General features: G+C 34.7%; 2 protein-coding genes. Both read right to left on the bottom strand.

Going from position 1 to position 4380, the window contains the following annotated elements; genetic code table 11:
* Nucleotides 1–199: 199 nt before the first annotated feature.
* On the bottom strand, nucleotides 200–1132 hold the full coding sequence (locus AC3DU7_RS26480) for an NAD-dependent epimerase/dehydratase family protein (protein ID WP_488042257.1): 933 nt from the start codon (nucleotides 1130–1132) through the stop codon (nucleotides 200–202).
* A partial coding sequence (locus tag AC3DU7_RS26475) for a glycosyltransferase (protein ID WP_488042256.1) occupies nucleotides 1129–4380 on the bottom strand: 3252 nt, incomplete at its 5' end. The genes AC3DU7_RS26475 and AC3DU7_RS26480, both read right to left, overlap by 4 nt.

The following is a 4380-nucleotide window of genomic DNA, read 5'->3' as shown; positions in this document are numbered from 1 at the left end:
GTACAACCAGGAGCGACCGTGGTGCAATTCCTACCTGGAACACTGATTTTGAAGTAGTCTCAACTGATATTTGATTCTAATATAATGTTCGGATAATCAGCGATAGAACTCCGTTCCGCTTACGCGACCAAAAATTTGTTGTTTGTAGTAGGGCTGAAACCCTTCTATCCCTAATTACAGGATAAATCAATGTTAACAGTTAATTTTTAGACAAGAGTTTTTTGATTCCCAGATCGATATTAATTTTAGGCTCAAAGCCCAATTCATTTTTAACTAAACTAGCATCAGACCATGAATGTTTAATATCTCCTACTCTAGGTGGATAAAACTCTGGCTGGATTTCATAACCTATTTGAATGGCGATCGCCTCCAACAATTTTAATAAACTCAAACCTTTGCCAGTACCAACATTAAAAGCTCTATGGTTAGCTATTATCTCAGAAGAAGCAGTAGAAGCCAAAAAATTAGCCTTAGCTACATCTTCTACATAGATAAAATCCCTCGTCTGAAGTCCATCTCCATAAACTTTGGGTCTTTGCTGGCGATGATAACAATCTAAAAACTTGGGAATAACCGCAGCATAGTCAGAATCAGATTTTTGCCCTGGACCGTATACATTAAAATATCTCAAACAAACTGTTTCTAGTCCATAGGATTGATAAAAACTTTCGGCCCAAGCTTCAGCAGTTAACTTGCTGGCAGCATAGGGAGACTTTGGCATTGGCAAATCAGTTTCTTTTAGTGGGGGTTGATTGCGATCGCCATAAACAGCACAACTAGAAGATATAACTACCCTAGAAACATCAGACTTAAGAGCAGCGGACAATACATTTAGGGTTCCCTCAGCATTAATCTCATAAGTAAGGTGGGGATTATTTACTGAATCTGGCACAGAAACTAAGGCCGCTAGATGAAATACGGAATCTACTCCCTTCATAGCTACAACTAAGGCATCAAAATTCCTGACATCTGATTCAATTACCTCAATTTCTGACTGGATGGATGCCAAATTTTTCCAGCTACCAGAAGAAAGGTTATCGTAAACCTTGGCATCTACTCCATTGTTCAACAGAAACCGAACAAGATGAGAACCAATAAATCCTTCTCCACCTGTAACTAGCACTTTTTTCATAAGTTTTGGGTAACAATCTTTTGCCTACAAACCTCAAGCTTCCTGGGGTTATTAGGATCGGTTTGCTTAACCATCCACAAATCCCTTAAGCCTAAACGCTCTAAAGAACGATTAATTACAGTAATAGTGTTGTTATCTTGTTCCTTTTCATAAAGCAAAGAAGTATTTTTTCCATGTACTCGTCGAGAATATGTCACCCTATTAATATGATGAAAAGAGCAAACTTCGCTTAACTTCATGTACATATCATAGTCGACCGCATTAAACAAATCTTCAGCAAATCCTTCTGTCCTCATCCAGTCTCTTTTTCTAAACATTCGGAAATGATGAACGATCATGTTAATCATCAGTTTCTCCCGCGAAAATTCAGGCCAGTTGTATTCTGGTTTAACATAATTTCCATACTTATCAATTCTTTCACAACAGCTATAAACACAACCCACATCATACTTGTCTAAATATTTAACCATAGTCTCCACTGCATCTGGTTTGAGCATATCGTCAGAATCAAGTTGACCAATGTACATACCCCGACACATCTTAACTGCAGTATTAGAAGCTTTCCCTATTCCACCATTAGGCTGAGAAACCCACCTAACGCGAGGATTTTCCAAGTAGTTTTCCTCCAAAATTTTCAGGGTTTGATCTTTAGATCCATCATCACAAATACAAACTTCCAAATCTGTGTAGGTTTGATTGAGGACGCTATCTACAGTCTGTTTAATAAACTGCTCAACATTATAAGCAGGAATGTAAATCGAAACTTTAGGGACTTCATAAATTTCACCTGGTCGATATTTGCGATACCAACCAGCAGAACATTTTTGTTCTAATAATTTTTGAGTAATTTGTTTTCCAGTTATGCGGTCAGTTTCATTACTACCACCTGGTGGCTCTTGATGTAAATCAATTGCTGTTAATACTGGAATGAAATAATAACCAGCATTGTAAACTCGATACCCAAATTCAATATCTTCGCAACCCCATTCTTGGAAGTCTTCATCATACCAACCTACTTTGTGAATAATATTTTTTGAATAAGCAACGTGACCTGAAGCAAATGCTCGAAAAGGATACTTTTCTTTCTTTAAGTTATCAGTTTTTTCATATATTCTAAAGCGCCAGTCTATGGTAGCTTGATTTTTAACATCGCTCTTAAACATGACGTTTTCAGTTACAATATCTTCTAATCCTAAAGCAATATTAATATTCTCAAAAATTTCGTCATCTGTAATTCTATCTGTATTTACAAATCTCCGATGAGCCATTAAAACAGCTTTGTCAGTTACATGAAGATATTTCATCAATTCTTCAACAAATTGTGGCTCTGGAATCAAGTCACAATCTAAAAGTATTAAATGTTCGTGTTTAGAGGTGCGTATTCCCAGGTTACGAACTGCACATAAACGATACCCTTGGTCTTGCTGTCGGACATGAACTAATTCTAAATATTTCTCATATTTTAAAATTACTTCTTCTACACCATCGGTACTACCATCATTTGCTACAATTATTTCTATCAAATGTTTGGGATAGGTTTGATGAGTAATGGCAGCTAAAGTTTTAGCCAAAATTTCTTTGCGGTTATAGGTGGGAATAATAATTGATACTGGCAGGGTATAAGGTTTTCCACTGTTTATAAATTCCTTAACTTTTTCTTCTATAAAAGAATAGTCATTGCCTTCTCCCACAATGGGAGGAATTACAAAATCATTGGGAATATCTTCTACTTTTTTAACTCTTTTTGTTTTTTCTTGTTCTTTTAAAGCTTCTTGGAGGTTGGCTTCAATTCCAGGTAACTTTTGATTGAGCTTGAGGACACAGTTGTAGAGCTTAATTTCTTCTTCTAAATCTCCCTTTTTTTTTAATAGGTTTCCGAGTTTTCCGTAAACTTTCCATAAATCTTGCTTGAGTTCTAATGCTCTTTTATAACAGGAAATAGCTCCTTCTATTTTTTCTTCTAAAGCTAGCTTATCTCCCAAATCACAATAAGTTTCAACTGGATTATTTATAATTTTTTTTACTAATAATTTATATTTTTTGGCTTCATCTACACGACCCTGTTTTTGCAGCAATTTAGCCAATTTTTTATAAGTATCTATATTATATGGTTGAATTTCAGCAGCGTAGAAATAAGAAGCAGTCGCTTGTTCTAGATTTCCTTGTCGTATCAGAGTATTTCCTAAATTATAAGGTGACCAAAAAAAGTCAGGATTAATATTAATTGCTTGGCAATAACAAGCAACAGCATCATCCAATTTTCCTTGTTTTTGTAGTACATCTCCTAAGCGATGATGAACTTGCCAAAAATTATGTTGAAGTTCTAGTGCTTGGCGATAATTATTAGCAGATTCTTCTAGTTTACCTTCTTTTAATAGCCGGTCTCCTAAATCACGATAATCTTGAGCATAATTAAGTTCTATTTCTTGCTCTTTTTGATTCTTTTGCTGAGTTTTTTCTAGAACTAATTTAGCTAAATTTTGTTTAATACCAAGGGGATAAAATTTAATTTGCATCGCTTTTTGATAGGCAGTAATTGCCTCATCCTGTCTCCCTATCTTTTTAAGAATTTCGCTTAAATGTTGATGATATTCCCACTTATTAGGGGAAATTTCAATTGCACGACGGTAACTAATAATTGCTCCTTCAAAATTTTGCTGCTTAACAAAAATATTAGCCAAAAATATATGACCTTCAACTTCTTTGGAGTTACTGGCGATCGCATTTTTACAAAAAACAATTGCCTGGGAAAAATTACCTTTTCTTTCCCAAACTTTTGCTAGTTGTAAGTTAACCCGATAGTCATCTGGAATAATGTCAAGTATCTTGTAGTAATTTTGAATATTATCTGGTTCTTTTTCTATTTTTTCACGATATAAATTAACTAACTGTTCTAATTTAATTCTTTTTTGATAATGTAGCGCATCTGCTAATTTTGTATGAATTCCGACTAATTCTGGCTGTAAATTAATTGCTTTAAGATAATAGTTGATACCTCCTTCCCAATCTTCCAACTTAACTAAAACATCTCCCAATTTATAATAACCCCAAGGAAAATCAGGATTCAATTCAATAGCCCGACGATAAGCTCTAACAGCTTCTTCCCACTTCTCTAATTTAACTAATACATTCCCCAAATTATTATAAGACCAACAAAAATCAGACTTTAATTCTATCGATATATTATAAGCAGTAACCGCCTCTTCTAACTCCTCTTTTTCCTGTAATAAATTACCTAATTTATAATG

It is taken from the genome of Okeania sp., from assembly GCF_983059655.1.
This window is presented reverse-complemented; position numbering and strand designations above follow the sequence as displayed.

Excerpts from the sequence above, each read along its gene's own strand:
- AC3DU7_RS26480 (WP_488042257.1), bottom strand. The coding sequence starts at position 1,132 with ATGAAAAAAGTGCTAGTTACAGGTGGAGAAGGATTTATTGGTTCTCAT.